General features: G+C 66.9%; 18 protein-coding genes and 2 pseudogenes. 11 read left to right on the top strand and 9 right to left on the bottom strand.

Translation table 11 applies throughout. From position 1 onward, the window contains the following. The first annotated feature begins 26 nt into the window (after positions 1 to 26). The 3 genes from sucB (at position 27) to QF036_RS09775 (ending at position 2,911) form a co-directional block, all read left to right on the top strand. Positions 27 to 1,787 carry a 2-oxoglutarate dehydrogenase, E2 component, dihydrolipoamide succinyltransferase gene (gene sucB / locus QF036_RS09785; protein ID WP_307101334.1) on the top strand — a complete coding sequence of 587 codons (1,761 nt, stop codon included), beginning with the start codon at positions 27 to 29 and terminating at the stop codon, positions 1,785 to 1,787. A 148-nt stretch (positions 1,788 to 1,935) separates the two neighbouring features. Continuing rightward, positions 1,936 to 2,286, top strand: a complete 351-nt coding sequence (locus tag QF036_RS09780; RefSeq protein WP_307101332.1) for a hypothetical protein — start codon at positions 1,936 to 1,938, stop codon at positions 2,284 to 2,286. Positions 2,287 to 2,479: 193 nt separating this feature from the next. Beyond that, positions 2,480 to 2,911, top strand: coding sequence for an OsmC family protein (locus tag QF036_RS09775; RefSeq protein WP_306922358.1), 432 nt, complete (start codon positions 2,480 to 2,482; stop codon positions 2,909 to 2,911). A 116-nt stretch (positions 2,912 to 3,027) separates the two neighbouring features. Here QF036_RS09775 and QF036_RS09770 read toward each other — a convergent pair whose 3' ends face one another. Continuing rightward, entirely contained in the window at positions 3,028 to 6,660 is a 3,633-nt protein-coding gene (locus QF036_RS09770; protein WP_307101330.1) for a S41 family peptidase, read from the bottom strand. A 73-nt stretch (positions 6,661 to 6,733) separates the two neighbouring features. Between QF036_RS09770 and QF036_RS09765 the strand changes: the two genes are divergently transcribed. Beyond that, positions 6,734 to 7,627, top strand: coding sequence for a TIGR01777 family oxidoreductase (locus tag QF036_RS09765; protein WP_307101328.1), 894 nt, complete (start codon positions 6,734 to 6,736; stop codon positions 7,625 to 7,627). A gap of 23 nt (positions 7,628 to 7,650) precedes the next feature. Here the strand turns inward: QF036_RS09765 and QF036_RS09760 are convergent, their stop codons facing one another. Next, positions 7,651 to 9,495, bottom strand: a complete 1,845-nt coding sequence (locus tag QF036_RS09760; protein WP_307101326.1) for a protein kinase domain-containing protein — start codon at positions 9,493 to 9,495, stop codon at positions 7,651 to 7,653. A 162-nt stretch (positions 9,496 to 9,657) separates the two neighbouring features. On the opposite strand from QF036_RS09760, the gene lipB reads away from it, so the two are divergent. The 4 genes and pseudogenes from lipB to QF036_RS09740 form a co-directional block, all read left to right on the top strand. Further along, positions 9,658 to 10,326 carry a lipoyl(octanoyl) transferase LipB gene (gene lipB / locus QF036_RS09755; protein ID WP_307101325.1) on the top strand — a complete coding sequence of 223 codons (669 nt, stop codon included), beginning with the start codon at positions 9,658 to 9,660 and terminating at the stop codon, positions 10,324 to 10,326. Then, positions 10,323 to 11,330 carry a lipoyl synthase gene (lipA, locus tag QF036_RS09750; RefSeq protein ID WP_307101323.1) on the top strand — a complete coding sequence of 336 codons (1,008 nt, stop codon included), beginning with the start codon at positions 10,323 to 10,325 and terminating at the stop codon, positions 11,328 to 11,330. Before lipB ends, lipA begins: the two co-directional genes overlap by 4 nt. Positions 11,331 to 11,418: 88 nt before the next feature. Further along, positions 11,419 to 12,171, top strand: coding sequence for a DUF4191 domain-containing protein (locus tag QF036_RS09745; protein WP_307101321.1), 753 nt, complete (start codon positions 11,419 to 11,421; stop codon positions 12,169 to 12,171). Positions 12,172 to 12,283: 112 nt separating this feature from the next. Continuing rightward, positions 12,284 to 12,595, top strand: a pseudogene (locus QF036_RS09740) (DUF3817 domain-containing protein); the annotation flags it as partial. Positions 12,596 to 12,601: 6 nt separating this feature from the next. Here the strand turns inward: QF036_RS09740 and QF036_RS09735 are convergent. Further along, positions 12,602 to 13,039, bottom strand: a complete 438-nt coding sequence (locus QF036_RS09735; RefSeq protein WP_307101319.1) for an RDD family protein — start codon at positions 13,037 to 13,039, stop codon at positions 12,602 to 12,604. A gap of 271 nt (positions 13,040 to 13,310) precedes the next feature. Between QF036_RS09735 and glnA (QF036_RS09730) the strand changes: the two genes are divergently transcribed. Beyond that, positions 13,311 to 14,735 carry a type I glutamate--ammonia ligase gene (gene glnA, locus QF036_RS09730; RefSeq protein ID WP_307101317.1) on the top strand — a complete coding sequence of 475 codons (1,425 nt, stop codon included), beginning with the start codon at positions 13,311 to 13,313 and terminating at the stop codon, positions 14,733 to 14,735. A gap of 606 nt (positions 14,736 to 15,341) precedes the next feature. On the opposite strand, the gene QF036_RS09725 is transcribed toward glnA (QF036_RS09730), so the two are convergent. The 5 genes and pseudogenes from QF036_RS09725 to glnA (QF036_RS09705) form a co-directional block, all read right to left on the bottom strand. Then, positions 15,342 to 15,893, bottom strand: a complete 552-nt coding sequence (locus tag QF036_RS09725; RefSeq protein ID WP_307101316.1) for a hypothetical protein — start codon at positions 15,891 to 15,893, stop codon at positions 15,342 to 15,344. A gap of 217 nt (positions 15,894 to 16,110) precedes the next feature. After that, a complete protein-coding gene (locus QF036_RS09720; RefSeq protein WP_307101314.1) occupies positions 16,111 to 16,626 on the bottom strand; it encodes a GNAT family N-acetyltransferase in 516 nt (171 codons plus the stop codon). Between the two features lie 6 nt (positions 16,627 to 16,632). After that, positions 16,633 to 17,058: a VOC family protein gene (locus QF036_RS09715; RefSeq protein ID WP_307101312.1), complete on the bottom strand. Its 426-nt coding sequence runs from the start codon at positions 17,056 to 17,058 to the stop codon at positions 16,633 to 16,635. Positions 17,059 to 17,079: 21 nt separating this feature from the next. Then, positions 17,080 to 20,092, bottom strand: a pseudogene (locus QF036_RS09710) (bifunctional [glutamine synthetase] adenylyltransferase/[glutamine synthetase]-adenylyl-L-tyrosine phosphorylase). A 9-nt stretch (positions 20,093 to 20,101) separates the two neighbouring features. After that, positions 20,102 to 21,442 carry a type I glutamate--ammonia ligase gene (glnA, locus tag QF036_RS09705; RefSeq protein ID WP_307101310.1) on the bottom strand — a complete coding sequence of 447 codons (1,341 nt, stop codon included), beginning with the start codon at positions 21,440 to 21,442 and terminating at the stop codon, positions 20,102 to 20,104. Between the two features lie 244 nt (positions 21,443 to 21,686). On the opposite strand from glnA (QF036_RS09705), the gene panB reads away from it, so the two are divergent. After that, positions 21,687 to 22,592 carry a 3-methyl-2-oxobutanoate hydroxymethyltransferase gene (gene panB, locus QF036_RS09700; protein WP_307101308.1) on the top strand — a complete coding sequence of 302 codons (906 nt, stop codon included), beginning with the start codon at positions 21,687 to 21,689 and terminating at the stop codon, positions 22,590 to 22,592. A gap of 63 nt (positions 22,593 to 22,655) precedes the next feature. Here the strand turns inward: panB and QF036_RS09695 are convergent, their stop codons facing one another. Beyond that, a complete protein-coding gene (locus QF036_RS09695) occupies positions 22,656 to 22,820 on the bottom strand; it encodes an SPOR domain-containing protein (RefSeq protein WP_003801719.1) in 165 nt (54 codons plus the stop codon). A 124-nt stretch (positions 22,821 to 22,944) separates the two neighbouring features. Between QF036_RS09695 and map the strand changes: the two genes are divergently transcribed. Further along, entirely contained in the window at positions 22,945 to 23,823 is an 879-nt protein-coding gene (map, locus tag QF036_RS09690; protein ID WP_307101305.1) for a type I methionyl aminopeptidase, read from the top strand. The last annotated feature ends 7 nt before the right edge of the window (positions 23,824 to 23,830 follow it).

The raw sequence follows: 23,830 nt of genomic DNA, 5'->3' as shown, positions 1-23,830 counted from the left end.
AGATCAATAAGGAGAACGGGGACGACATGTCTGAATCCGTTAACTTGCCCGCCCTCGGTGAGAGCGTCACCGAAGGAACTGTCACCCGCTGGCTCAAGCAGGTAGGTGACCGGGTAGAGGTGGACGAACCGCTGCTCGAGGTTTCCACCGACAAAGTAGACACTGAAATCCCCTCTCCTATCGCCGGCGTCATCGAGGAAATCCTCGTCGCCGAAGACGAGACCGCTGAAGTTGGCGCGCCCCTGGTGCGCATCGGTGACGGCTCGGGTGGCGGCGCTGCAGAGGCCCCCGCAGCAGCCCCCGCCGAGGAAGCACCGGCTGCAGCCCCTGCTGAAGAGGCCCCCGCAGCACCCGCCGAAAAGGCACCGGCCCAGGAAGCACCGGCCGCAGAGGCAGCACCTGCCGCCTCCGGCGAAGGCCACGAAGTCACCCTGCCGGCCCTTGGCGAGAGCGTCACCGAAGGGACCGTCACCCGCTGGCTTAAGGCCGTTGGCGACTCCGTGGAAGTTGACGAGCCGCTGCTCGAGGTTTCCACTGACAAGGTGGACACCGAAATCCCGTCCCCCGTGGCCGGCACGCTTCAGGAAATCCGCGTTAACGAGGACGAGACCGCCGAGGTTGGCTCTGTCCTCGCCGTGATTGGCTCCGGCGCCGCTGCTCCTGCTGCTGCTCCCGAGCAGCCCGCCGCCCCCGCTGCGGAACAGCCCGCACCGGCAGCCGAGAAGCCCGCCCCCGCCCAGGAAGCAGCCCCCGCGCCCGCTCCCCAGGCAGCGCCCGCTCCCCAGGCAGCGCCCGCTCCGCAGGCCGCACCGGCTCCCCAGGCTGCACCGGCTCCCGAGGCTGCACCCGCCGCAGGCGCCGAGTCCGGCTACGTCACTCCCCTGGTCCGCAAGCTCGCCAACCAGCATGGCGTGGACATCGCTTCCGTGTCCGGCACGGGCGTTGGTGGCCGCATCCGCAAGCAGGACGTCCTGGCAGCTGCTGAATCCAAGGCCGCTCCGGCAGCCGCAGCACAGGCAGCCCCCGCCGCCGCTTCCGCTGCTCCGTCGGCTGCAGCGTCCTCGCTGCGCGGTACCGTGCAGAAGGCTCCGCGGATCCGCCAGGTCATCGCCCGCCGCATGCGCGAATCCCTCGAGGTCTCAACCCAGCTGACCCAGGTGCACGAGGTCGATATGACCAAGATCGCCAAGCTCCGCCTCAAGGCCAAGAACTCGTTCCAGGCCCAGAACGGCGTCAAGCTGACGTTCCTGCCGTTCATTGCCAAGGCCGTGGCCGAGGCCCTCAAGCAGCACCCCAAGCTGAACGCTGCCTATGACGAGGACAAGCAGGAGATCACCTACCACAACGCTGAGCACCTGGCGATTGCGGTGGACACCGACAAGGGCCTGCTGGTTCCGGTCATCTCCGACGCTGGCAACCTGAACCTCGCCGGCCTGGCGGGCAAGATCGCCGACGTCGCCGGCCGCACGCGCGACGGAAAGATCGGCCCGGACGAACTGTCCGGCGGTACGTTCAGCATCACCAACATCGGTTCTGTCGGTGCGCTGTTCGACACCCCGATCATCAACCAGCCGCAGGTCGGCATCCTCGGCACCGGTGCGATCGTCAAGCGCCCCGTGGTGGTCCAGGACGAGAACGGTGACGACTCGATCGCCATCCGCTCCATGATGTACCTGTCCCTCACGTACGACCACCGTCTGGTGGACGGTGCGGATGCCGGACGCTTCCTGCAGACGCTGAAGGCCCGCCTCGAAGAAGGCGCGTTCGAAGCGGACCTGGGACTGTAACCAAACAGCCAATAACGACGGCGGTGCGGACGCCGGTGGATTACCACCGGAAGGCCGCACCGCCGTCGCCGTTTGTTGGGCCAACGGTCCCCCGCGCTTCAGCCGCGCCTTACTACGGCGCGTAGAAGGATCTGGCTAGACTGATGCCATGAACATCGTCTATAACATCATGGTCTTCCTGCACATCGTCGGCGCCGCCATGATCGTCGGCATCTGGATCGGCAACATGAAGAAGCCGACCGTCCACCCCCGGCAGTTCGACGGCGCGGCACTCCAGCTCCTCACCGGCATCGTGATGATGGGCCTGATCCCCGCGCTCGACATGGACGCCAACTACGCCAAGCTGGGCATCAAGTTCGCCGTCGCCCTGGTCGTCGGCGTTCTGGCCTTCATCGGCCGCCGCAAGTACAAGAAGGGCGAGCCGATCTCCACCGGCCTTGCCCACAGCGTCGGCGGGCTTGCGTTGCTAAACGTCGCTATCGCCACGCTCTGGCAGTAACCGCCCTCTGCCATGCCAACCACGACGGCGACGCCCCCTTGGGAGGGGGCGTCGCCGTCGTGGTTTTGGCGCTTCCGGTCATAATCCTCTGACAGCGGACAACCCGTGCACCCGCGCCCGCTAATCCATAGGATTGTGGGGGACGGTCCGGGCGCCAGCCCGGCCATGATTGATCCCAAGCTAAGGAGTGGAAATGGCAGCAACACGCACCGCACACACTGTATGGAACGGCGACCTGATGACGGGCGCCGGCAACACCACACTCGACAGCTCCGGACTGGGCACCTACGAGGTCACCTGGAAGGCCCGCACGGAGGCCTCAGAAGGCAAGACCAGCCCGGAAGAGCTGATCGCCGCAGCCCACTCCGCCTGCTTCTCCATGGCCTTCAGCCACGCGCTGGCGCAGGCCGGCCACACGCCGGAAGAGGTGCACACCAAGGCGGACGTCACGTTCCAGCCGGGCACCGGCATCACCGGCAGCCACCTGACCCTCAACGCCAAGGTCCCGGGCATTACCGAAGATGAATTCCAGAAGATCGCGGCGGAAGCCAAGGTCGGCTGCCCTGTCTCTGGTGCCCTCGCCAGCATCGACATCACCCTGGACGCCACGCTCGCCGCTTCCTGATGTTCCGCCCGCCTGCTGAGTTGCAGGTGCGGCAACGGCAAAGGCCCTGTTCCGGTCTGGAGAAATCCAGTCGGGAACAGGGCCTTTCTGTGCGGCGGGGCCCTCTCCGCGCGGCGTCAGCCCTTCGCGGGCTGCCGGGCCGGCAGCGGCTCCGGGCGCAGCCGGCGGTAGCCCTCGCGGGCCGGCGGCCGGTCCGTGGGAAGCTCCTGCACCATCTCCTTCAGCGCCGTGATGCCGGACTCCAGCTGCGGGTCCCGGCGGGCGGCGTAGGCGTGCGGCGGGAACGTCACCTCAATGTCCGGAGCCACGCCGTGGTTTTCGACGCTCCAGCCCACGCCGCCGCCGAACCAGGTGGCGTAGCGGGGCTGGGTGACGCCTGTTCCGTCGGCCAGTGTGAAGCGGTTGTCGATGCCGACGACGCCACCCCAGGTGCGGGTGCCGATCACCGGGCCGATGCCACGCAGCTTCGAGACCTGCGTGATGATGTCGCCGTCGGAACCGGCAAATTCATCGGCCAGGATGATGACCGGACCGCGCGGCGCGTGGTGCGGATACGTCCGCGGCTTTTCACCGCGGGGCATGCTCCAGCCCGTCACCTTCCGCCCGATCAGTTCGGCAACGAGCTGGGAGGTGTGGCCACCGCGGTTGCGGCGCACGTCCACGATCAGGCCATCGAGCGCCGTCTCGGTGTCCAGGTCGCGGTGGAGTTGCGCCCAGCCGTTGGCCAGCATGTCCGGAATATGCAGGTAGCCGAACTTGCCGCCCGATGCCTCGCGTACAGTGCGGCGGTTGGCGTTCACCCAGTCCTGGTACCGGAGCCGTTCCTCATCCCTGATGGGGACGACGGCAATCCGGCGCTGGACCCCGGCTGCCGGTCCGTGGCCGGCGCCGTTGCGGATGGTCAGTTCCACCGCCCGGCCGGCCGCGCCCACCAGCTGCATGGCCGGCGTCAGCAACTCCGTCAGGCGCACGCCGTCAATGGCCAGCAGGACGTCCCCGGCCTTGGCGTCGGCGCCCGGGCGCGTCAGCGGCGAGGTGGCCAGTGGGTCGGACGATTCGCCGGCCAGGATGCGCTCGATTTCCCAGCCCTCGCCGGTGAAGGCGAGGTCGGCACCCAGCCGGCCCTGGCCGTTGCAGCCGTTTTCCGTGGCCGCGGCCGGGCGCACGTAGGCGTGCGATGTGCCGAGCTCACCGTGCAGTTCCCACAGCAGGTCCACCAGGTCGTCATGCGATCCGAGCCGCTCCACGATCGGGCGGTAGCGGGCGTGGACGGAGTCCCAGTCCTGGCCGGCCATGTCCTCGGTCCAGAAGAAGTCGCGCTGCAGCCGCCACGCCTCGTCGAACGCCTGGCCCCACACGCTCAGCGGATCCATCAGGACGCGGATGCGGGTGAGATCCACCTTGACCAGCTGGCCGGAATCCTCGTCGGCCTTGGCGTCGGCGGGCACCACGCGGACCTGCTTATCGTGGACCAGGACCACCTTCTTGCCATCGCCGGACAGACGGTAACTGTGCAGGGCGTCCACGAGGGTGGTGCTCTTGCGCTTGGCCAGGTCGAAGCGGACCAGGCTCGGTGCCGCGTTCTTGTCCTCCAGGCTTGCCCTGCCCTCCCCGGTGACGCCGGCAAGGGCGCTGTCGAGCCACAGCAGCGCACCGTCGGCGGCGGCCAGGTCCGAGTAGTTGCCCTGCGGAACCGGGACACTGATTACCCGGTGAGCGAGGCCTTCGGCGTCCACCCGGACGGCGACCGGTGCGGTCTCGCCCCCGGCGGCTGCGTCGGACGTGGCTGTGGTGCCATCCTGTTCGCCGGATCCGTCTGCCAAGGCAACGCTGGGGCCGAACGGCGAAGCGGTGTCCGCCGCCAGTGCCACGAGGTAGGGCTTGATCGGGCTGGGGAAGGCCAGGTCAAAGGAATGGCCGTCGTAGACCGGGTCGAAACTGCGGTTGGAAAGGAAGGCAAGGAACTTGCCGTCCGGGGAGAACGACGGCGATTCGTCCCGGAAGCGCCCATCCGTCACCTCCACGATGGCGGCCTCTCCGCCCTTGACCTCCGGGGTGTTGGCTTCCCTGGGGTTCGTTTCCCGGGGGTTCGTTTCCCGGGCGTTCGTTTCCCGGGCGTTGGCGCGGACCAGCCGCAGGCGGCTGCGTGAGCCGAAGGATGTCACCGGCTCAGACCAGGCGAGCCATGCGGAGTCCGGCGACCAGGCGAGGTCCTCAATGCTGCCCTCGCCGATGCTGGTTACCGCCGTCAGCGCGCCGTCCTGGGTGTCAGCAAGGTACACGTCGCCAAAGGCGGTTCCGATGGCGACCCAGCGGCCGTCGGGGCTGGCTTCAATCGCGCTGGCGCGTGAAGGCTTGGGGAACCGGACCGTGAGCGGGCCTGATTCGGCTGCAGCAGTGCCGGTTGCCTGGCCAGCCGTTGTTTCGGTTGCCGCCTCCGCAGGGGCGAGGTCGGCCGCAGCGTCGTCGGCCACCGGGTGGGTGGCGCGGGGTCCCGCTACCCCGGCGGCGGAAACAGGTCTGGGCAGTGGCACGGCCGGAGCCGCGGCTTCCTGCTGGTCCGTGACGGATGCGGTATCCGGGGCAGCGCTGGCGGCGCCGTTGTCCTTGGCCGCGGTCGCGGCTTTGACTGCCCGGACTGCTCCGTCGTGTGCCGGGACCTGCGGGGCGATTTCCCTGATGAACAGGGCTTCGTCGCCGTCGTGATCTGCCACGTAGGCGATGCGGCCGTCGGGAAGAGGACGCGGCAGGCGGGCGCGGACGCCGGCCGTCGCCTCCACAACGCGGGACGGTCCGTCCTTGTGCCGCAGCCAGTGGATGGTTCCGTGGGCCTCCACGGCGCTTGCTTCCCCTGTGGTGTCCGGCCGGACGTCACCCAGATGCTTGGCGACCTTGAGGAGCGAGGGGCGGCGGCCCTGGGACGCCGATCCGAGCTTAATCTCCAGCCGGACGGCCTCGGAGCCGAGGTCATGCAGGAGCCAGAGCTCACCGGCCGATTCGAAGATCACGCGCTTGCCGTCGGTGGAGGCGTGGCGGACGTAGAAGTCCTCGTGGTCGGTGTGGCGCCGCAGGTCCCCGCCGCCGGGCAGAACAGAGTACAGGTTGCCGTAGCCTTCGTGGTCGGAGAGGAAGGCGATGCGCCCGTCCACCCACATGGGATCGGCGAGGTTGCCGTCCAGCTCAGGCAGGAGCCGCTCAAACTCGCCGTTTCCGTCGCTGTCGATCCAGAGCTTTCCGGCGGTGCCGCCACGGTAGCGCTTCCACCAGGCCGGTTCGCGGGACAGCACACTGCCCACCACCACTGGCTTTTCGTCCCCGAGTTCCGGGCCGAAGGCCACGGACTCGACCGGTCCCAGCGGGAGCTCCTCGGCCCAGCCGCCGTCGGTGGACAGCCTATAGGCGTGCGTGTGGCGGCTCTCGGCCTGGCGGAACGCGCTGGTGACCACGATGTCCCCGGCAGGGGTAAAGCCCTTGACCCGGGTGGTGCTGTGTCCGAAGAAGGTCAGCTGGCGGTATCCCCCGCCGTCGACATCAGCGATGACCACCTCGGGAGCCGTCCCCTGCACGACCGTCCAGACCAGCTTCTTTCCGTCCGGCGTAAAGCGCGGGTTGCGGGCCGGCAGCTGGAGCGAGGAAACACGCCAGGCGCGGCCGCCGCTGAGGGGTGCAATCCAGACGTCGTCCTCGGCCACAAACGTGACCAGATCGCCGTGAACATGAGGGAACCGGAGGTAACTCGAAGAGGTCATCGTTCGATCATAGTCAACGTCACATGGGCCGTCGGGGAGGTGCCCCGCCGTGCCGGGCATGGTGAGATGGATCATGCGCATCGTCATGGCCGGCGCCTCCGGGCTCATCGGAACCGCACTCTCCTCCCGCCTCGCCTCCGACGGGCACGACGTCGTCAGGCTGGTGAGGCGGCCGCCGTCGTCGCCGTCGGAAATCCCCTGGGATCCCGCCAGCGGGACCCTGGACCCGGGCTACCTTGAGGCCGCCGACGCCGTCATCAACCTTTCCGGCGCCAACATTGGCGCCAGGCCATGGACACCGCACCGGATCGATGAGCTGTTCCGGTCGCGACTCGATCCCACACGGACGCTTACCTCGGCGATGCGCCACCTCGACTCCCCGCCCCGGACCTTCATCAGCCAGTCGGGGGCCGGCTACTACGGCGACGCCGGGCACGCCATGCTGACGGAGGAGTCCCCCGCCGGGAAGGGCATCATGGCGCGCATCTGCGTCGAGTGGGAATCGGCAGCCCACGAGGCCCCCGCCGGAGTCCGGGTTGTGACCCCGCGGACCGCAGTGGTGCTGAGCAGGTCAGGCGGAGCCATGGGACGCCTGCTGCCATTGCTGCGGTCGGGCATTGGCGGCCCGCTGGGCAACGGCCGGCAGTACTGGCCGTGGATCACCCTCCCCGACCTCACCTCAGCGTTTGAATTCCTCCTCACATCCGGGAATTCAGGCCCCGTGAATGTGGCGGCGCCGGAAGCCGCCGATGTCAACACCCTCGTGGCCGGGCTGGCCAGGGCCCTTCACCGCCCCGCCGTGCTGCGTGCGCCGGCCCCGGCGCTGCGCCTCGTCATGGGCAAGCTGGCCGACGAACTCCTGCTCCCCAGCCAGCGGATCGAGCCGACACTGCTCAGGGACAGCGGGTTCACCTGGCAGCACCCTTCGGTGGCGCTTGCCGCCGCCTGGGTCGCCGGCGACAAATAGTCGTTGTTCCGTTCTGGTGGTGTTCAGCCTGCCGGCAGGATGTCCGCGATGCGCCAGCGTCCCGCGGCCTGGACCAGGACAAGCCGCAGCCTGATGTCCTGCTGCCGCGCTCCGGCAGCCACAACGGCGCCGCCAGCCGATCGCTCCTCATAAGCCGAGGTCGACGACGTCACCGCCACCACTGCCCTCCCGGGCGTGTTTCCGGGCAGGCGGCGCACGGCGGAGAGGCTCGTGGTGAACCCGGCCAGCACTGTCCCTGATTTCTCCAGCCTGGCTCGGATCCGCCGGTCTGCGGCCTGAGCCGGGGTGTTGGGGGCATTCACATCGTCGAGCAAGTCCAGCCTGCCCTCCCGCAGCGCCAGTGAACGCAGCTGCGCCAGTCCGAGGACCGCCTCCACCGGATCCTTCGCCGCGAGCCGCCGCCTGAGATCACCGGGAAGGTCAGGCCCTTGCGAGGGTGCGGGACTGGCCGGCAGGGCTGGCTCCTGCGCGGCCGGGCCTGCTTCCTGCGCCGCGCCGGGCAGCCCCACTAGCCCGGCGCCAGCGATAACCGCTGCCGTGAGCACGCCGCCAACCAATGCCAGTCGGCGGCTGCGGCCGGGCTGCCTGTCTGCGGCGTGCCTCACCGCGGCGTGACTGGCCGGCGTGTGCCTGGACGCGTGGCTGGCCGCGCGCCTCGCCGCGGCGTGCCTGGCATCTGGTTGCGGGACCGACGGCACCAGATTCGACGGCGCTCCATGCGATGACGGCCGGCCCAAGGGCCTGACCCACCCGGCGCTCTTCAGCCGCCTTCCCCAGGCGAGCAGGCGCTTCCTCACCCGCCCGCCCGACGGCGGGACGGGCCTGCGCGTCAGCAGCTCGGGCAGGACCGTGTCATGGACGGAGCGGGAGAGATCCACAGGGACTGCGGCCGCGCTGCGGTACACAGCCGTGCCAAACTCGGCGGCGGCGGGACGTTGCCGCCGGTCGTCGCTGAGCCCTGCTTCCAGCACCGCTGCCAGTTCAGCCGGCACGTCCGGCACAAGCAGCGAGAGGGGTGGCCTCGCCGCTGACGGTGGAGGTGGTTGTCCGGTGAGGCAGTACCAGCCCAAGGCGGCAGCAGCATAGACGTCGCGTTCCGGCTGGAGTCCGGCCCGGACCGCGTCCACCGGAGCCGGATCGGCGAAGCCGTCGGTGTGCTGGTCAGGAATGCCGGAAACGTCCCCCACCATCCGGGCCACGCCGAGATCGGCTAGCAGCGGCTTCCCGTGGGCGGTGAAGAGTACGTTGCCGGGTGCGACGTCGGAGTGGGTGAAGCCCTTGCCATGCAGGTATCCCAAGACCTGCGCGATCGGGGTCAGGACAGTGACCGTCTCGCCGACGCTCAGGGCACCCCTCGCCGTCACCAACTGCTGGAGCGAACCCCCGGCCGCGTAGTCCATGAGGAGACCAACCCTGCCCCCACCAGCCTCCTCCGTCCTGCCAGCCTCAACCGTGCTGCCAGGTTCATCCGTCCGGACCACGCCGTAAGCCTTGACCAGGTGTTCGTGGTCCAAGACTGACATGACCAGGAGTTCACGGCGAATATCCTCCTCCCGCGCCACGGCAAGGTGCGTGTCCGCACTGCCTGGCTCAGCACTGCCTGGTTCAGCACCGCCTGGTTCACCGCTGCCCCGCGGCCGGCCGAAGCACTTCAGGGCAAGCTTCACGCCGGTGGAGTCCTGCGCAACCAGCCACACTTCCGCACTGCCGCCCCGGCCCAGCCGGCGGCACACCGAGTAGCCGGCGATGGCAGGCGCTCCCCCGGTTGCACCGTACGGATTCGCGCTGCGGCTGCCTTCCGCGCTGCGCATCTCGAAGCTGGGGTTTTCCAAGCTGTGCTGGTCCATGGCTTAAGGAGTACCGGAATCCGGCGATTCCTGCAGAAGTTATCCACAGGCGGGCGCGGCCCTCCGTCGTCGTCGGGAACAGCGTGGAATGTGACCGGGAACAGGGTGAGAGCTTGGGCACACTATCGGGCAGGACGCCGGCTGAGGTCTAAGCTGGAACGCATGACTCTTGAGTTCACAAAGCTCGGTCTTGCCCCGGATTTCGTCGATTACAGCCACGCCTGGGACATCCAGCGCGAAATCCATGAAAATGTCCTGGCCGGCAAGGCCCCCAGCACGGTACTCCTCCTCGAACATGCCGCCGTCTACACGGCCGGAAAGCTGACCGAGGATCACGAGCGGCCCTTCGACGGCACCCCCGTGGTTCCCGTGGACCGCGGCGGCAAGCTCACCTGGCACGGGCCGGGCCAGCTCATCGGATACCCGATTATCAAACTGAAAAACAAGGCCGGCATCCGGGACTACGTTGAGCGTCTGGAGGCCGTGATCATCGCGGTGCTCGCGGACTATGGCATCACGGCTGTCCGGATCAAGGGGCGCGCAGGCGTCTGGATCGAGGAGGACGCCAAGGGCCCCGCCCGCAAGATCGCCGCCATCGGCATCAGGGTCAGCCAGGGCGTCACCATGCACGGCTTCGCCATCAACTGCAACAACGACCTCGCACCATACGGCCAGATCATCGCCTGCGGGATCACCGATGCGGGTGTGACCTCGATCGCCCAGGAAACTGGCCGCGATGTGTCTCCGGCCGATCTCGTTTCGCGGATCACCGAGGAACTGCGCAACAATGAAGACGCCCTAGTTGCAACCCCCGAAGGAGCTCTCCTGTGACACTGGCACCAGAAGGCCGGAAAATGCTGCGGATCGAGCAGCGCAATGCGGCCACCCCGGTGGAACGCAAGCCGGACTGGATCAAGGCCAAGGTCCAGATGGGCCCGGAATTCGTCGGCCTGAAGAACCTGGTTAAGAAGGAAGGCCTGCACACCGTCTGCGAAGAGGCCGGCTGCCCCAACATCTTCGAATGCTGGGAAGACAAGGAAGCCACCTTCCTGATCGGCGGCTCCGAATGCACCCGCCGCTGCGACTTCTGCCAGATCGACACCGGCAAACCCTCCCCGGTGGACAGGTTCGAGCCCACCAAGGTGGCCCGCTCCGTGCAGTCCATGGAGCTCCGCTACGCCACCGTCACCGGCGTCGCCCGGGACGACCTCGAAGACGAAGGCGTCTGGCTCTACGCCGAAACGGTCCGCAAAATCCACGAACTGAACCCAGGCACCGGCGTCGAACTCCTGATCCCGGACTTCTCCGGCAAACCCGAGCACATCGCCGCGATCTGCGACTCCAAACCCGAGGTGTTCGCCCACAACGTCGAAACCGTGCCAAGGATCTTCAAGCGCATCCGGCCCGCGTTCCGCTACGAACGCTCCCTGGACGTCATCACCCAGGGCCGGAACCTGGGCATGGTCACCAAATCCAACCTCATCCTGGGCATGGGCGAAACCCGCGAAGAGATCTCCGAAGCCCTCCGCGACCTGCACCAGGCCGGCTGCGACCTGATCACCATCACCCAGTACCTGCGCCCCTCCGAACGCCACCTCCCGGTGGACCGCTGGGTCAAGCCGCAGGAATTCGTGGACCTCGCCACCGAGGCCGAGGAGATCGGCTTCCTCGGCGTCATGTCCGGCCCCCTGGTCCGTTCCTCCTACCGCGCCGGCCGGCTCTGGGCCACCGCGATGCGCAAAAAGGGCTGGGAAATCCCCGCCGAACTCGCCCACATCGAATCCTCCGGATCCACCCGCCAGGAAGCCAGCTCCCTGCTCGCAGCACACCAGTAACACCAGATATTTCCCACGGCCAAGGGCCGGACACTGGTACTTTCCGGCGTCCGGCCCTTTGTCGTGGATCACGTAGAATTAAGGCACTATGGCGAAATCCCCTGACTCCAGCAACAACACTCCTGCGGCCGCTGATGCCTCCAAGCGCGGTCTCTTTGGGCGCAAACCCAAAGCCGTGAAGGAAAAGAAGCCCAGCCGGCTCAAGCAGATCCGCGAAGTCTTCAATATGACCCGCCGCCACGACCCCATGGTTCCGTGGCTCATGCTCCTGGCGTTCCTGGGCGTCGTGGCCGTCAGCCTCGTGGTTGGCCTGTTGCTGAACAACTGGATTACAGGCCTGATCATCGGCATCCCGCTGGGATTCCTTGCGGCAACGTTCATCCTTTCGCGCCGCGCCGAGCGGGCCGCCTTCGCCCAGATCGAAAACCAGCCGGGAGCGTCGGGGGCTGCCCTCAGCACGCTCAAGCGCGGCTGGATCACCGAGGAGCAGCCTGTGGCTGTGAACCCGCGGACCCAGGATGCCGTTTTCCGCGCTGTCGGGCGTCCCGGCGTCGTGCTCGTTGCCGAAGGGCCCACGCACCGCGTGCGCCCGCTGATCGAAGGCGAACGGAAGAAGCTTGCGCGCATCCTTCCCAACGTCACCATCCACGTCATCGAAACCGGGCGCAGCGAGGGCCAGGTGCCCATCAGCCAGGTGGCGAAAAAGATGAACAAGCTCAACAAGGAGCTCACCAAGACCGAGGTCAGCGCCGTGTCCAAGCGCATCTCGTCGCTGGGCAGCCGCCTCCCGATCCCCAAGGGCGTGGACCCCTACAAGGCCCGCCCCCAGCGCGGACGCTAATCCGCCTGATCCGCCCCGGCGGCCGCCGCATCTGCGCCGGCCCCGGGGCGTTTTCGTTTGAACGGCACAACCACCAGCCACACCCCAGCACCTACAGAAGCCGGAGCCTCCTGTGAACTTCCCGTCCGCGTCCGCCGTCGTCCGCGCCTTCCGCCTGCTGGCGGTGGCCGAAGCTTTCAGCTGGGCCGCGCTCCTGGCTGGCATGTACTTCAAGTGGATCGCCGGGACCACCGAACTCGGCGTGGAGATTGCCGGACCGGTGCACGGCACGCTGTTCATCGGCTACGGGGTGGCCGCCCTTGTCTTGTGGCGGCTGCAGCGCTGGCCGCTCACGGTGGCACTGTTCGCAGGCCTCTCGGCGGTTTTCCCCTTTGCCACCGTCCTGTTTGAGCGGTGGGCGCTCCGCCGGGGGTACCTCTCGGCCGGGCGGCTACATGCGGACGAGGACCGTGTTCATGGCCTTGTCATGGAGCCCGCGCTGGTCGGGGTCGAAGATGACCGCCGGGATCACCAGGCACAGCAGGACGGTGCGGACCAGGGCGGCCAGCGGACCGGCCGCTGAGCCGTCCGGCTTCACCACGTGGATGCCCATCACCCGGTGGCCGATGCTGTAGCCCAGGGTTCCGATCAGCAGGATCTGCTCGGCGGCAAAGACTGCAAGCGTCGCCATGGAATTGCCGGCGAGGAACACGTTGCTGATCAGCAGCGCGATGGCCCAGTCGATGGTGATTGCCAGAATCCGCCGGCCGGCGCGGGCCATGGATCCGGTGCCCGATTCGGGAAAGCCCAGGCGTTCCCCCGGGTACTTGGAAATGCCGGAAGTGTCCGGCCCGCTGAGCCAAGAACCGATGTCTTTGCGATCTACCACCTACCAAGTTTACCGAGCCGCTGGCAGCACCGCGGACGTTCACAGTTTGGATAGGCGTGGACCACACTGTGGACACCGTATAGCGTTTACATATCAGTAGGTTCTGTAACCTGCCGGAAACAAAGCGGACACGGACGGGAAATCCCCAATCCCTAGGGTGGTAACAGTTGCTAGCGAGCCTGGAGCGGGGCACTTTTGTGTTTCCGCTCATTGGATTGCGCTGGACCACTTGGCTTTAGAGCCAGTTATTACATATGCGTAAGGAGCATAGATGTTCAAGACTGCGGACGAAGTCCTCAAGTTCATCAAAGATGAAGACATTCGGTTTATCGACATTCGCTTCACCGACCTCCCCGGCGTTCAGCAGCACTTCAACGTGCCCGCCAAGAGCGTGGACGCCGACTTCTTCGTCAACGGCCAGCTTTTCGATGGTTCTTCCATCCGCGGCTTCCAGGGCATCGCCGAGTCTGACATGCAGCTCATTCCGGACGTCACCACCGCGTTCCTGGACACGTTCCGCATGGAGAAGACCCTTGCGCTGAACTTCTCCATCGTGAACCCCCGTACGGGCGACCCGTACCACCGCGACCCCCGTGGCGTGGCAGAGAAGGCTGAGGCCTACCTCGCCTCCACCGGCATCGCCGACACCGCGTTCTTCGCTCCCGAAGCAGAGTTCTTCGTGTTCGACAACGTCCAGTACCAGTCCTCCCCCCAGGGCAGCTTCTACAAGATCGACTCCGAAGAAGCGCACTGGAACACCGGACGTGAAGAAGAGGGCGGAAACCTCGGCTACAAGACCCCCGTCAAGGGCGGTTACTTCCCGGTCTCCCCGACCGACAAGCAGGCCGACCTGCGCGACGCCATGTGTGTTGCCCTGGACGAGGCCGGCCTTGAGGTCGAGCGCAGCCACCACGAAGTTGGCTCCGCCGGCCAGGCCGAGATCAACTACAAGTTCACCACGCTGACCCACGCGGCTGATGACCTGCAGAAGTTCAAGTACGTCATCAAGAACACCGCCGACGCCTGGGGCAAGTCTGTCACCTTCATGCCGAAGCCGGTCTTCGGTGACAACGGCTCGGGCATGCACTGCCACCAGTCGCTGTGGAGCAACGGCGAGCCGCTGTTCTACGACGAAAAGGGCTACGCCGGCCTGTCCGACACCGCCCGCTGGTACATCGGCGGCCTGCTGAAGCACGCCGACGCCGTCCTCGCGTTCACCAACCCGACGGTCAACTCCTACCGCCGCCTGGTCAAGGGCTTCGAAGCCCCGGTCAACATGGTCTACTCGCAGGGCAACCGCTCCGCCGGTATCCGTATCCCGATCACGGGCTCCAACCCGAAGGCCAAGCGCATCGAGTTCCGCGCTCCGGACCCCTCCTCCAACCCGTACCTGGCCTTCGCTGCCCAGCTGATGGCCGGCATCGACGGCATCCGCAACCGCATCGAGCCGCCGGCTCCGATCGACAAGGACCTCTACGAGCTCCCCGCCGAGGAAGCCAAGGACATCCCCAAGGCTCCGGGCACCCTCGAGGAAGCACTGCAGGCACTGGCTGAGGACAACGAGTTCCTGCAGGCCGGCGGCGTGTTCACCCAGGACCTGATCGACACCTGGATCGAGTACAAGTACGAGAACGAGATCCGCCCGCTGTCCCTGCGCCCGAACCCCTACGAGTTCGAGCTCTACTACGGCGTCTAGCCAGATCAACGGGCTAAACCGGGTTTAGCCCGTAAGAATCTCGTTACAGCGAAGGCCGGCCCCAGGTTTCGTCACCTGGAGCCGGCCTTTCGTCGTCTGCGGTTCACGGCTCTTGGGACACCCACTTGGCCGCGGCCTCGGTTGGGTCGGGTTCTTGACTCGCGTGTCTGAAGGTCAAGTCGTACCGGCCCCCGGGAAGTTCAATCGGGAACTCCGACAATTCTCGAAGCTCAGACTTACTATCTTTGTCTCCACCTTGGTATGTCACATGCAGTTTCATAGCCGCAACGGTAGAACAACTGCCGGTTCTTCGAAAGACCCCCGTCGAGGGATTGCACACGTCCGCCCACCGGGTTAGCGGTGGGGCCGGGTTAGTGGCGGGACCGGGTTAGTGGTGTGACCGGGCACGGAGGATCGCGAAAGAAAGGCCCAAGACGCCTACCAACGATCCGGTCATAATCGCAATGCCTGAGATGTATTCAGTGATAGTCATGGCCGCGCACCTTCCCTTTAGTGGTGCCCTGAAACTACTCGCCCCAGCGGGGCATTGGCGGAGGATCGCCGGGGAAATTTCTCACGATTAGGACACGGCCCGAAGACCCCGATTTATGTGCCCCGGCAGGGTTCCTCCGCGTAGCGCCCCCAAAGGGAGTCTGCACCGGTGCCGCCAAAAGCTTCCTGGTCTCCCCGCAAAGCCCGGCACAGGATGAGGGAGTCCACGAAACTCCGCCGCATGTAGGCCTCCCAGTCGGCCCGTTCGGAGGTGAACGCCTGCGTTCCCATCTGGTATTTGAGGTGGGCGAAGTGATCCAGGATGCGGTGAGCCGTCGCTTCAGCCCGGGCAGCCAGCTGCTGTGCCTTCAGCTTCGCCGCAGGATCCCGGACCGCCGATGCGTCGGGCAGTTCCCGGCGTTGCCAAAAGTACGGCTGCAGGTCGACGTTGTCCACGAAGATCCTGTCGATCTCCTGCTGCTGGGCATACAGGGAGGAAGCGGTGCTGCTTTCCAACGTGCTCCTGATCCCGGCGTACTGATAGGCCGCCCCGATGAGCGTGGCGGCAACACCCGCCCCGATGAGCAGAAGCTCGGCCCTCCTGAGCCTCCTGGCGCGGCCGCCCTTCGCCTGCGCGCGGGCGTGCTCAGCGTCCCGGCGTGCCAAATCCTGCCGCCTCGGGCGATACGGAGGCTCCGGTGCCGAAAGCTGGCTCCAGGCGTGCTGAGACCGGGAGCCAGCCTGTTCCGGCGAGTGCCTCCGAGACGAAGACCTTTTCAAGCCTTCCCCCCAACAAGGTTTGAAGTGCACTGCCAAGACACAGCGTAGGCACGCCCCCGTGCCGGCGCAACGGTCCGGCGGTATTTCCGCACTGGATGAGCGGTCAGAAGGGGGCGTACATGGTCCGCTGCGGACCGGCCTCGCTGCCCAGATAGAGGCCTTTGTCCGCAAAACCCGCCTTCAGGTAGGCTCCCTGCCCGGCGGGGTTGCGCTCGCTGACTGAAAGCACGACGCCGGCCTGGCCGCCTCCCAGCCTTGCCGTCAGTTTGGCGGCCGCCGCCACTGCCGCGGAGGCTGCCGCCTGGCCCAGCCCCTGCCCCTGCCGCCGCCTGTCGATCAGGAACCCGCGGAGCAGCCAGGCGGAGTCGTCGTCGGGCCAGCCGGCCAACCGGGCCGCCCCCGACTGCAGTGTCAGCACCCCGGCAGCCCTGCCGCCCGCCTCGATGACATAGGGCCTGCGGGACCCGTCCTCGAGCCCTGCCAGCATCATGCGCAGCGGGTCGCCCACAAACTCCTGCTGCCCCGGTGCGAGTTCCAGTTCCGCCACGGCACCCAAATGGATGGCCCGGGCATCGGCATCCAGGTCCCGCAACGGAATGAGCCATACGTCCGGACTCATGATCCGTCAGGAAGCAGGTGCCTGCCCGTCGGCAGGCGGACCCGCCGGATCCATCCACATGACTTCCCACAGGTGCCCGTCCGGATCCTGGAAGCTGTGGCTGTACATGAAGCCGTAATCCTGCACCGGCTGCGATTCGGCTCCGCCGGCGGCCAGGGCCTTGCCCACCATCTGGTCCACGGCCTCCCGGCTATCCACAGAAAAAGCCATGATGGCCTCGGTGGCCGAAGTCGCGTCCACGATCTCCTTGGCGGTGAACGTCTTGAAGAACTTCTCCACGAGCAGCATCACGAAGGCGTCATCGTTGATCACCATGCAGGTGGCATTCTCATCCGTGTAGTCCTGGTTGAACGTAAAGCCCAGCGCCGTGAAGAACTGCACGGATCTGTCGAGGTCCCTGACGGGCAGGTTCATGAAGATTTGGGTAGCCATGCGCCCAAACCTAGCACCGGTTCAGTGGCCGTAGAAGATCTTCTCGAACACGGCACGGGCCCGTCTGCTCACCCTCAGATAGTCCTCCTCGAACGCTGTGGCCATCCCTTCCTCGTAGCCGCACCATCTGGCCACGGCCTCCAGGTCGCGCCGGGACGAGGGCAGCAGGTCCGAGGCGCGGCCCGTCCAGATCACGTTCGCGGAACGGATCCGGCTGGCGAGCCGCCAGGCGTCGGCCAGCAGGCGGGCGTCGTCGTCTTCCAGAAGCCCCAGCGAGGCCGAAGCGTGAAGAGCTTTCAGGGTGGACGTGGTGCGCAGTTCCGGGTGGCTTCCGGCGTGCTGGAGCTGCAGCAGCTGCACGAGCCATTCCACATCGCTCAGGCCGCCGCGTCCCAGCTTGAGATGCCTGGCAGGGTCGGCGCCGCGGGGCAGCCGCTCGGACTCCACCCGCGCCTTGATGCGGCGGATCTCCCGGACGTCCGCGTCAGAGACGGCGTCCGGGTAGCGGATGGGATCGATCAGCTTCACGAAGTCCGCCGCAAGGCCGTCGTCACCCGCGATCGGCCGGGCACGGAGCAATGCCTGCGCCTCCCAGATGAGCGACCAGCGGCGGTAGTACTCGCCGTAGGACTCCAGCGACCGCACCATCGCCCCATTCTTGCCTTCCGGGCGAAGGTCAGCGTCCACGGCAAGAACCCGCTCGGCCATGATCGCCGGCTTGAGCGGCTGCGTCAGAAGGGTTGACAGATGGCCCACGATCTTCGCGGCCTGCTGCTGGGCTTCATCGTCAGAGGCACCGGGCAGCGCACGGTGCACGTACAGGACATCGGCGTCGGACCCGTAGCCGATCTCCAGCCCGCCCTGCCGGCCCATGGCCACCACCAGCACCGAGGTCTTCAGCGGGCCGGCGGCGGAGACAATGTTTTCCGCCACCCGCAGGGCGCCAAGGATGGCGGCGCGGTCCGTCTCGGCCAGCGCCTCCCCCACCTGGTCCTGCCGAAGCAGGCCGGCGCTGTCCGCGACGGCGATCCGAAGGATTTCACGGCGGCGGATGAGCCGGATGAGGCGCATGGCGCTTTCCGGGTCCGCGTGCCGGGACATCTTGGAGGCGATCTCCTGCCACTGCGCCTCAAAGCTGAGCGGCGCCAATTCCTTGTCCGTCCCCAGCCAGGACACCGATTCCGGCGACACCTCGAGGAGGTCGGCGATGAGGCGGGAGTTGGACAGCATGTGGCACAGCCGCTCGGCCGCCGCAGCGGAATCGCGCAGCATGCCGAGGTACCAGTGCGTGGTGCCAAGGGCCTCACTGATCCTGCGGAAGGCGAGCAGCCCGGCATCGGGGTCCACGCCCTCAGCCAGCCAGCCCAGGAGGATGGGCAGCAGCTGCCGCTGCAGGGCAGCACGCCGGCTGACCCCAGCTGTCAGCGCCTCGATGTGGCGGAGTGCGCCCTGCGGATCCCGGTAACCGAGTGCCGCGAGCCGGCCCTGCGCGGCTTCCGGAGTCAGTCGCGCATCCTCGCTGCTCAGCTTGGCGGCCGTGTTCAGGAGCGGACGGTAGAAGATCCGGTCGTGGAGTTCGCGGACGGAACGTTTTGTCCGCTGCCACGCGGCCAGGAGGGCGTCGGGGTGCGGCCGGTCCGTTGAAAAGGGGCCCAGCACTGCCTTGGCCAGGGTGCGGAGGGGCTCCTCCTTGACCGGCATGAGGTGCGTGCGGCGCATTTGGAAAAGCTGGATGCGGTGCTCGAGCAGCCGCAGGTACCGGTAGGCCTGGTCGAACGCGGCCGCGTCTGCCCGGCCGATGTAGCCGCCGGTGGACAGTGCGGCAATGGCCGACGTCGTGTCGCGCCGGCGGAGGGATTCGTCCGATTTGCCGTGCACGAGCTGGAGGAGCTGGACGGTGAATTCGACGTCGCGCAGCCCGCCCCGGCCCAGCTTGATCTGCCGCTGTTCCTCGGCCGGCGGGATGTGTTCGGTCACCCGGCGGCGCATGGCCTGCACGGACTCAACGAATCCGTCGCGGTTCGCCGAGGTCCACACGAGCGGAGAGACGGCCTCCTCGTAGCGCGCGCCCAGCTCGGCGTCGCCCGCAATGGTGCGCGCCTTCAGGAGCGCCTGGAACTCCCAGCTTTCCGCCCACCGGGCGTAGTAGCTCTGGTGCGAAGCCAGCGTCCGGGACCAGCGGGCCGGACTTTCCCTCCGGACGAAGGTTGGCGTCAACCTCCCACAGGCCGGGCTCGCGCGCCGGCGAGGAAATGGCACGGGAGATGCCGGACGCCAGCGCGGTGCCGATGGTGTTGGCCCGGGCGTCGTCCAGCTCGCCTGCCTCCACCACGTAGATGACATCGACGTCGGAGATGTAGTTCAGTTCGCGGGCTCCGCACTTGCCCATCCCGATCACTGACAGTGCGACGTCGGCGACCTCCCCGGCGTCGAACTTTCCCGCCGCTTCGGCGCGGGAGACCGCAAGGGCGGCCTCGATGGCCGCCCCGGCCAGGTCCGCCAGTTCGGCGCCGACGGCGGGCATGAAGTCCAGCGGGTCAGCAGCGCAGAGATCCTTGACGGCGAGGTCCACCACGCCCCGGCGGTAGGCGGTGCGGAGCGCCTCGTAGGCCTCGGGGCCCGAAATGCCCGCCACCGGCCGGGCTGCGGTGGGGTCTGCACGCACCGACCTGAGCAGCTGTGCACGCAGCTCGGCCGGATCGGCCTGGAGCGGTTCCGGGCTGGCGGTCACGTTAAAGGCGTCAAGGTGCTCCGGATGCCGGATCAGGAATTCACCTAGTGCCTCGCTGGCGCCCAGGACCCGGTAGAGCGGTTCGCTCACCTCGGTGTCCGCCGCGGCCAGCTTCCGCAGATCCGGGTGCTTCTCGATCAGCCGGACCAGGGACTGCAGCGCGGCATCCGGGTTCGCGGCCAGCTGCAGGCCGGCAAACAGGATGTCCTGGTCAATGCCTTCCAGCTCGGGGGCAGCGAGGAACCGTTCGCCCTTCTCGAGGTCGCTGAAGCCGGCGGTAATGAGCCGGCGGGCCAAGCTCACCGCAGCCGCCTAAAGGATGGCGAGGTTGCGCTGCAGCTCATAGGGGGTCACCTGCAGTCGGTAGTCCTGCCACTCCGCCCGCTTGTTGCGCAGGAAGTGCTCGAAGACCTGCTCGCCCAGGATCTGCGGCATCAGTTCCGAGTCCTCCATGGCCCGGATGGCGTCGTGCAGGCTGGCGGGAAGGGGGTCGTGGCCCATCGCCCGGCGCTCCGCGGAGCTCAGCGACCAGATGTCGTCCTCCGCCGCTGCGGGCAGCTCGTAGCCCTCTTCGATGCCCTTCAGCCCGGCGCCCAGGAGCACGGCGTAGGCAAGGTAGGGGTTGGCGGCCGAGTCGATGCCGCGGTACTCGATCCGGGCCGACTGTCCCTTGCCCGGCTTGTACAGCGGGACGCGGACAAGGGCGGAGCGGTTGTTGTGCCCCCAGCTCAGGTAGCTGGGCGCCTCGCCGCCGCCCCAGAGGCGCTTGTAGGAGTTGACGAACTGGTTGGTGACCGCGGTGAATTCGGGGGCGTGCTTGAGAATACCGGCAATGAACTGGCGCGCCGTCTTGGAGAGCTGGAACTCCGCACCTGCCTCGAAGAAGGCGTTGGTGTCACCTTCGAAGAGCGAGAAGTGCGTGTGCATGCCCGAACCCGGGTGGGCCGTGAAGGGCTTGGGCATGAAGGTGGCGTACGTGCCCTGCTGCAGCGCCACCTCCTTGATGACCGTCCGGAAGGTCATGATGTTGTCCGCAGTCTGCAGGGCGTCCGCGTAGCGCAGGTCGATTTCGTTCTGGCCCGGGCCGGCCTCGTGGTGGCTGAACTCCACGGAGATACCCACGGACTCGAGCATGGTCACGGCGGTGCGGCGGAAGTCCTGGGCCACGCCGCCGGGGACATGGTCAAAGTAGCCGCCCTCGTCCACCGGAACGGGTGAACCGTCGGGTCCGGGCTCCTGCGACTTGAGCAGGTAGAACTCGATCTCGGGGTGTGTGTAGCACGTGAACCCCATGTCGGCGGCCTTGGCCAGGGTGCGCTTGAGGACGTTTCGCGGATCCGCTGCCGAGGGCTCGCCGTCGGGAGTCAGGATGTCGCAGAACATGCGGGACGTCTGTTCGGTCTCACCACGCCACGGAAGGATCTGGAAGGTGGACGGGTCCGGCTGGGCCAGCATGTCCGACTCGAAGACTCGCGCAAGGCCTTCGATGGCCGAGCCATCGAAGCCGAGGCCCTCTTCGAAGGCGCCTTCGACTTCCGCGGGTGCCAGCGCCACCGATTTGAGTGAGCCCACGACGTCGGTGAACCACAGGCGCACAAAACGTACGTCGCGCTCTTCGATCGTGCGCAGGACAAACTCTTGCTGGCGGTCCATGAAGGCCTCTTCTCCGGTCTACGTTCATGCCCCGGTCCGTCGACGACGGAGCAGCGGCAGCTCACCGATCACTTTACTAAGCATTTACGCGTGCTGCTGGCGCGGCTGCGGCGCGTAACACAGCGTTAACACTCAAACGGAGGCCGGGCAGCCCCCGCCGGGGCAAACCCGCTATGACGCGAATCACCCGGCATCCCCTGGCGGCCGGTGGCTAGCACGGCGGGTCCCGGACTACGCTCTTGCCATGGCCTCAAGCAGCAGTCCCGATCCACGCACGTCCGCTGAAGTACCTGCACCCTATGGGAACGGCCCCACGGCAGCAGCAGCGCCGGCGTCGGAATCCGCCCGGAAGCCGCTCCCCCGGATCCGCACGCACCACCTGCAGCAGGCCAAGACCAGCGGCGAACACTTCGCCATGCTGACGGCCTATGACCAGTACACGGCAGAGATCTTCGACGAGGCAGGCATCGAAGTCCTGCTGGTGGGCGACTCCGCATCCAACAACGTCTTTGGCAACGAAACCAGCCTGCCCGTCACCGTCGATGAGCTGCTGCCGCTGTGCCGGGCGGTCACACGCTCCGCGAAGCGCGCCCTGGTGGTGGCGGACCTCCCCTTCGGCAGCTACGAGGTTTCACCGCAGCAGGCGGTGGCCACCGGCGTCCGCTTCCTCAAGGAGGGCCTGGCGCACGCAGTGAAGCTCGAGGGCGGAAAGTTCTACGCCGAAACCGTAAGGGCGATGGTCCAGGCCGGCATTCCGGTCATGGGCCACATCGGCTTCACGCCCCAGAGTGAGCATTCCCTGGGCGGCTACCGCGTGCAGGGCCGGGGCGAGGACGCCGCTCGGCTTGTCGAGGACGCCGCTGCGCTGGCCGAGGCCGGCGCGTTCTGCGTGCTCATGGAAATGGTTCCCGCGGAGACGGCAAAGGCCGTGGACGCTGCCGTTTCGGTGCCCACCATCGGCATCGGTGCAGGGAATGCCACCACGGGGCAGGTTCTGGTCTGGCAGGACATGGCCGGCCTCCGCGGCGGCAGGATGGCCAAATTCGTCAAGCAGTACGCGGACCTCCGGACCGCCCTCAGCGACGCGGCCAAGGCGTATGGCGATGACGTCCGGTCGGGACAGTTCCCGGGTCCGGAGCATTCGTTCTAAACCATTCGTTCTAAACCGGAACTTTCTTTCCCGAGGCGCTACATGACCTTTGGGGACGGAGGATCAGTCGTCGTCGCCCTTTTCCCAGGTTTCGTTGCGCGCCTTGACCTTCTCGAGTGCGTGTTCCGCCTCTTCCCGGGTCTTGTAGGGACCGATCAGCTGGGTCCAGTCCGACATCGCGTCTTCCTCCACCATGTGGGTCTTGACGTTGTACCAGTACTCGGGCATCGGTCTTCCTCGCTTTCCGGTTAACGGCACACAGCCGCCGTGATCCACGTAACGTAACCCGCAACGGCAGCCGCCGGGCGCATTAATTTACATGGCGTTCTGTGCTGCCTTATATGATCAATCTATGCCTTCCTTAGCCTCGACTGCACCCACCGGCACGCTTACCCCGGGGACCATCAGCCCGCAGCGGCCCGTTCCCGCGTCGATTCAGCGGCCGGAGTATGTCGGCAAGCCAGGTCCGGCCAAATTCACCGGGTCAGAGGTCAAGTCACCGGAAACCATCGAGAAAATCCGCGTGGCCAGCAGGATCGCCGCGCAGGCCATCGTGGAGGTGGGCAAGCACATCCGGCCGGGCATCACCACCGACGAACTGGACCGCATCGGCCACGAGTTCCTGCTGGACCATAACGCCTACCCGTCCACACTGGGGTACCGCGGCTTCCCCAAGTCCCTGTGCTCGTCGCTGAATGAGGTCATCTGCCACGGCATCCCGGACAGCACGGTGGTGCAGGACGGCGACATCCTCAACATCGACATCACCGCCTTCATCGGCGGGGTCCACGGCGACACCAATTACACCTTCCTGGTGGGCAGCGTCGACGAACAGTCACGGCTGCTGGTTGAGCGGACCCAGGAGTCCCTCAACCGTGCCATCAAGGCCGTCGCCCCCGGACGCGAGATCAACGTGATCGGCCGCGCCATCGAGTCCTACGCCAGGCGCTTCGGCTACGGCGTCGTCCGCGACTTCACCGGACACGGCGTGGGCGAGGCCTTCCACACCGGACTGATCATCCCGCATTACGATGCCGCGCCGGCGTACAACACCGTGATTGAGCCTGGCATGGTGTTCACCATCGAGCCCATGCTGACCCTCGGCGCCATCGAGTGGGACATGTGGGCCGACGACTGGACTGTGGTCACCAAGGACCGCAAGCGCACCGCGCAGTTCGAACACACGCTCCTCGTCACCGAATCCGGCGCCGAGATCCTGACCCTTCCCTGACGCCAGC

The organism is Arthrobacter globiformis (assembly GCF_030817195.1).
In the GTDB taxonomy this organism is placed as follows: Bacteria; Actinomycetota; Actinomycetes; order Actinomycetales; family Micrococcaceae; genus Arthrobacter; species Arthrobacter globiformis_D.
The sequence above is the reverse complement of the archived record's forward strand: the minus strand, read 5'-3'. Positions and strand labels throughout refer to the sequence as shown.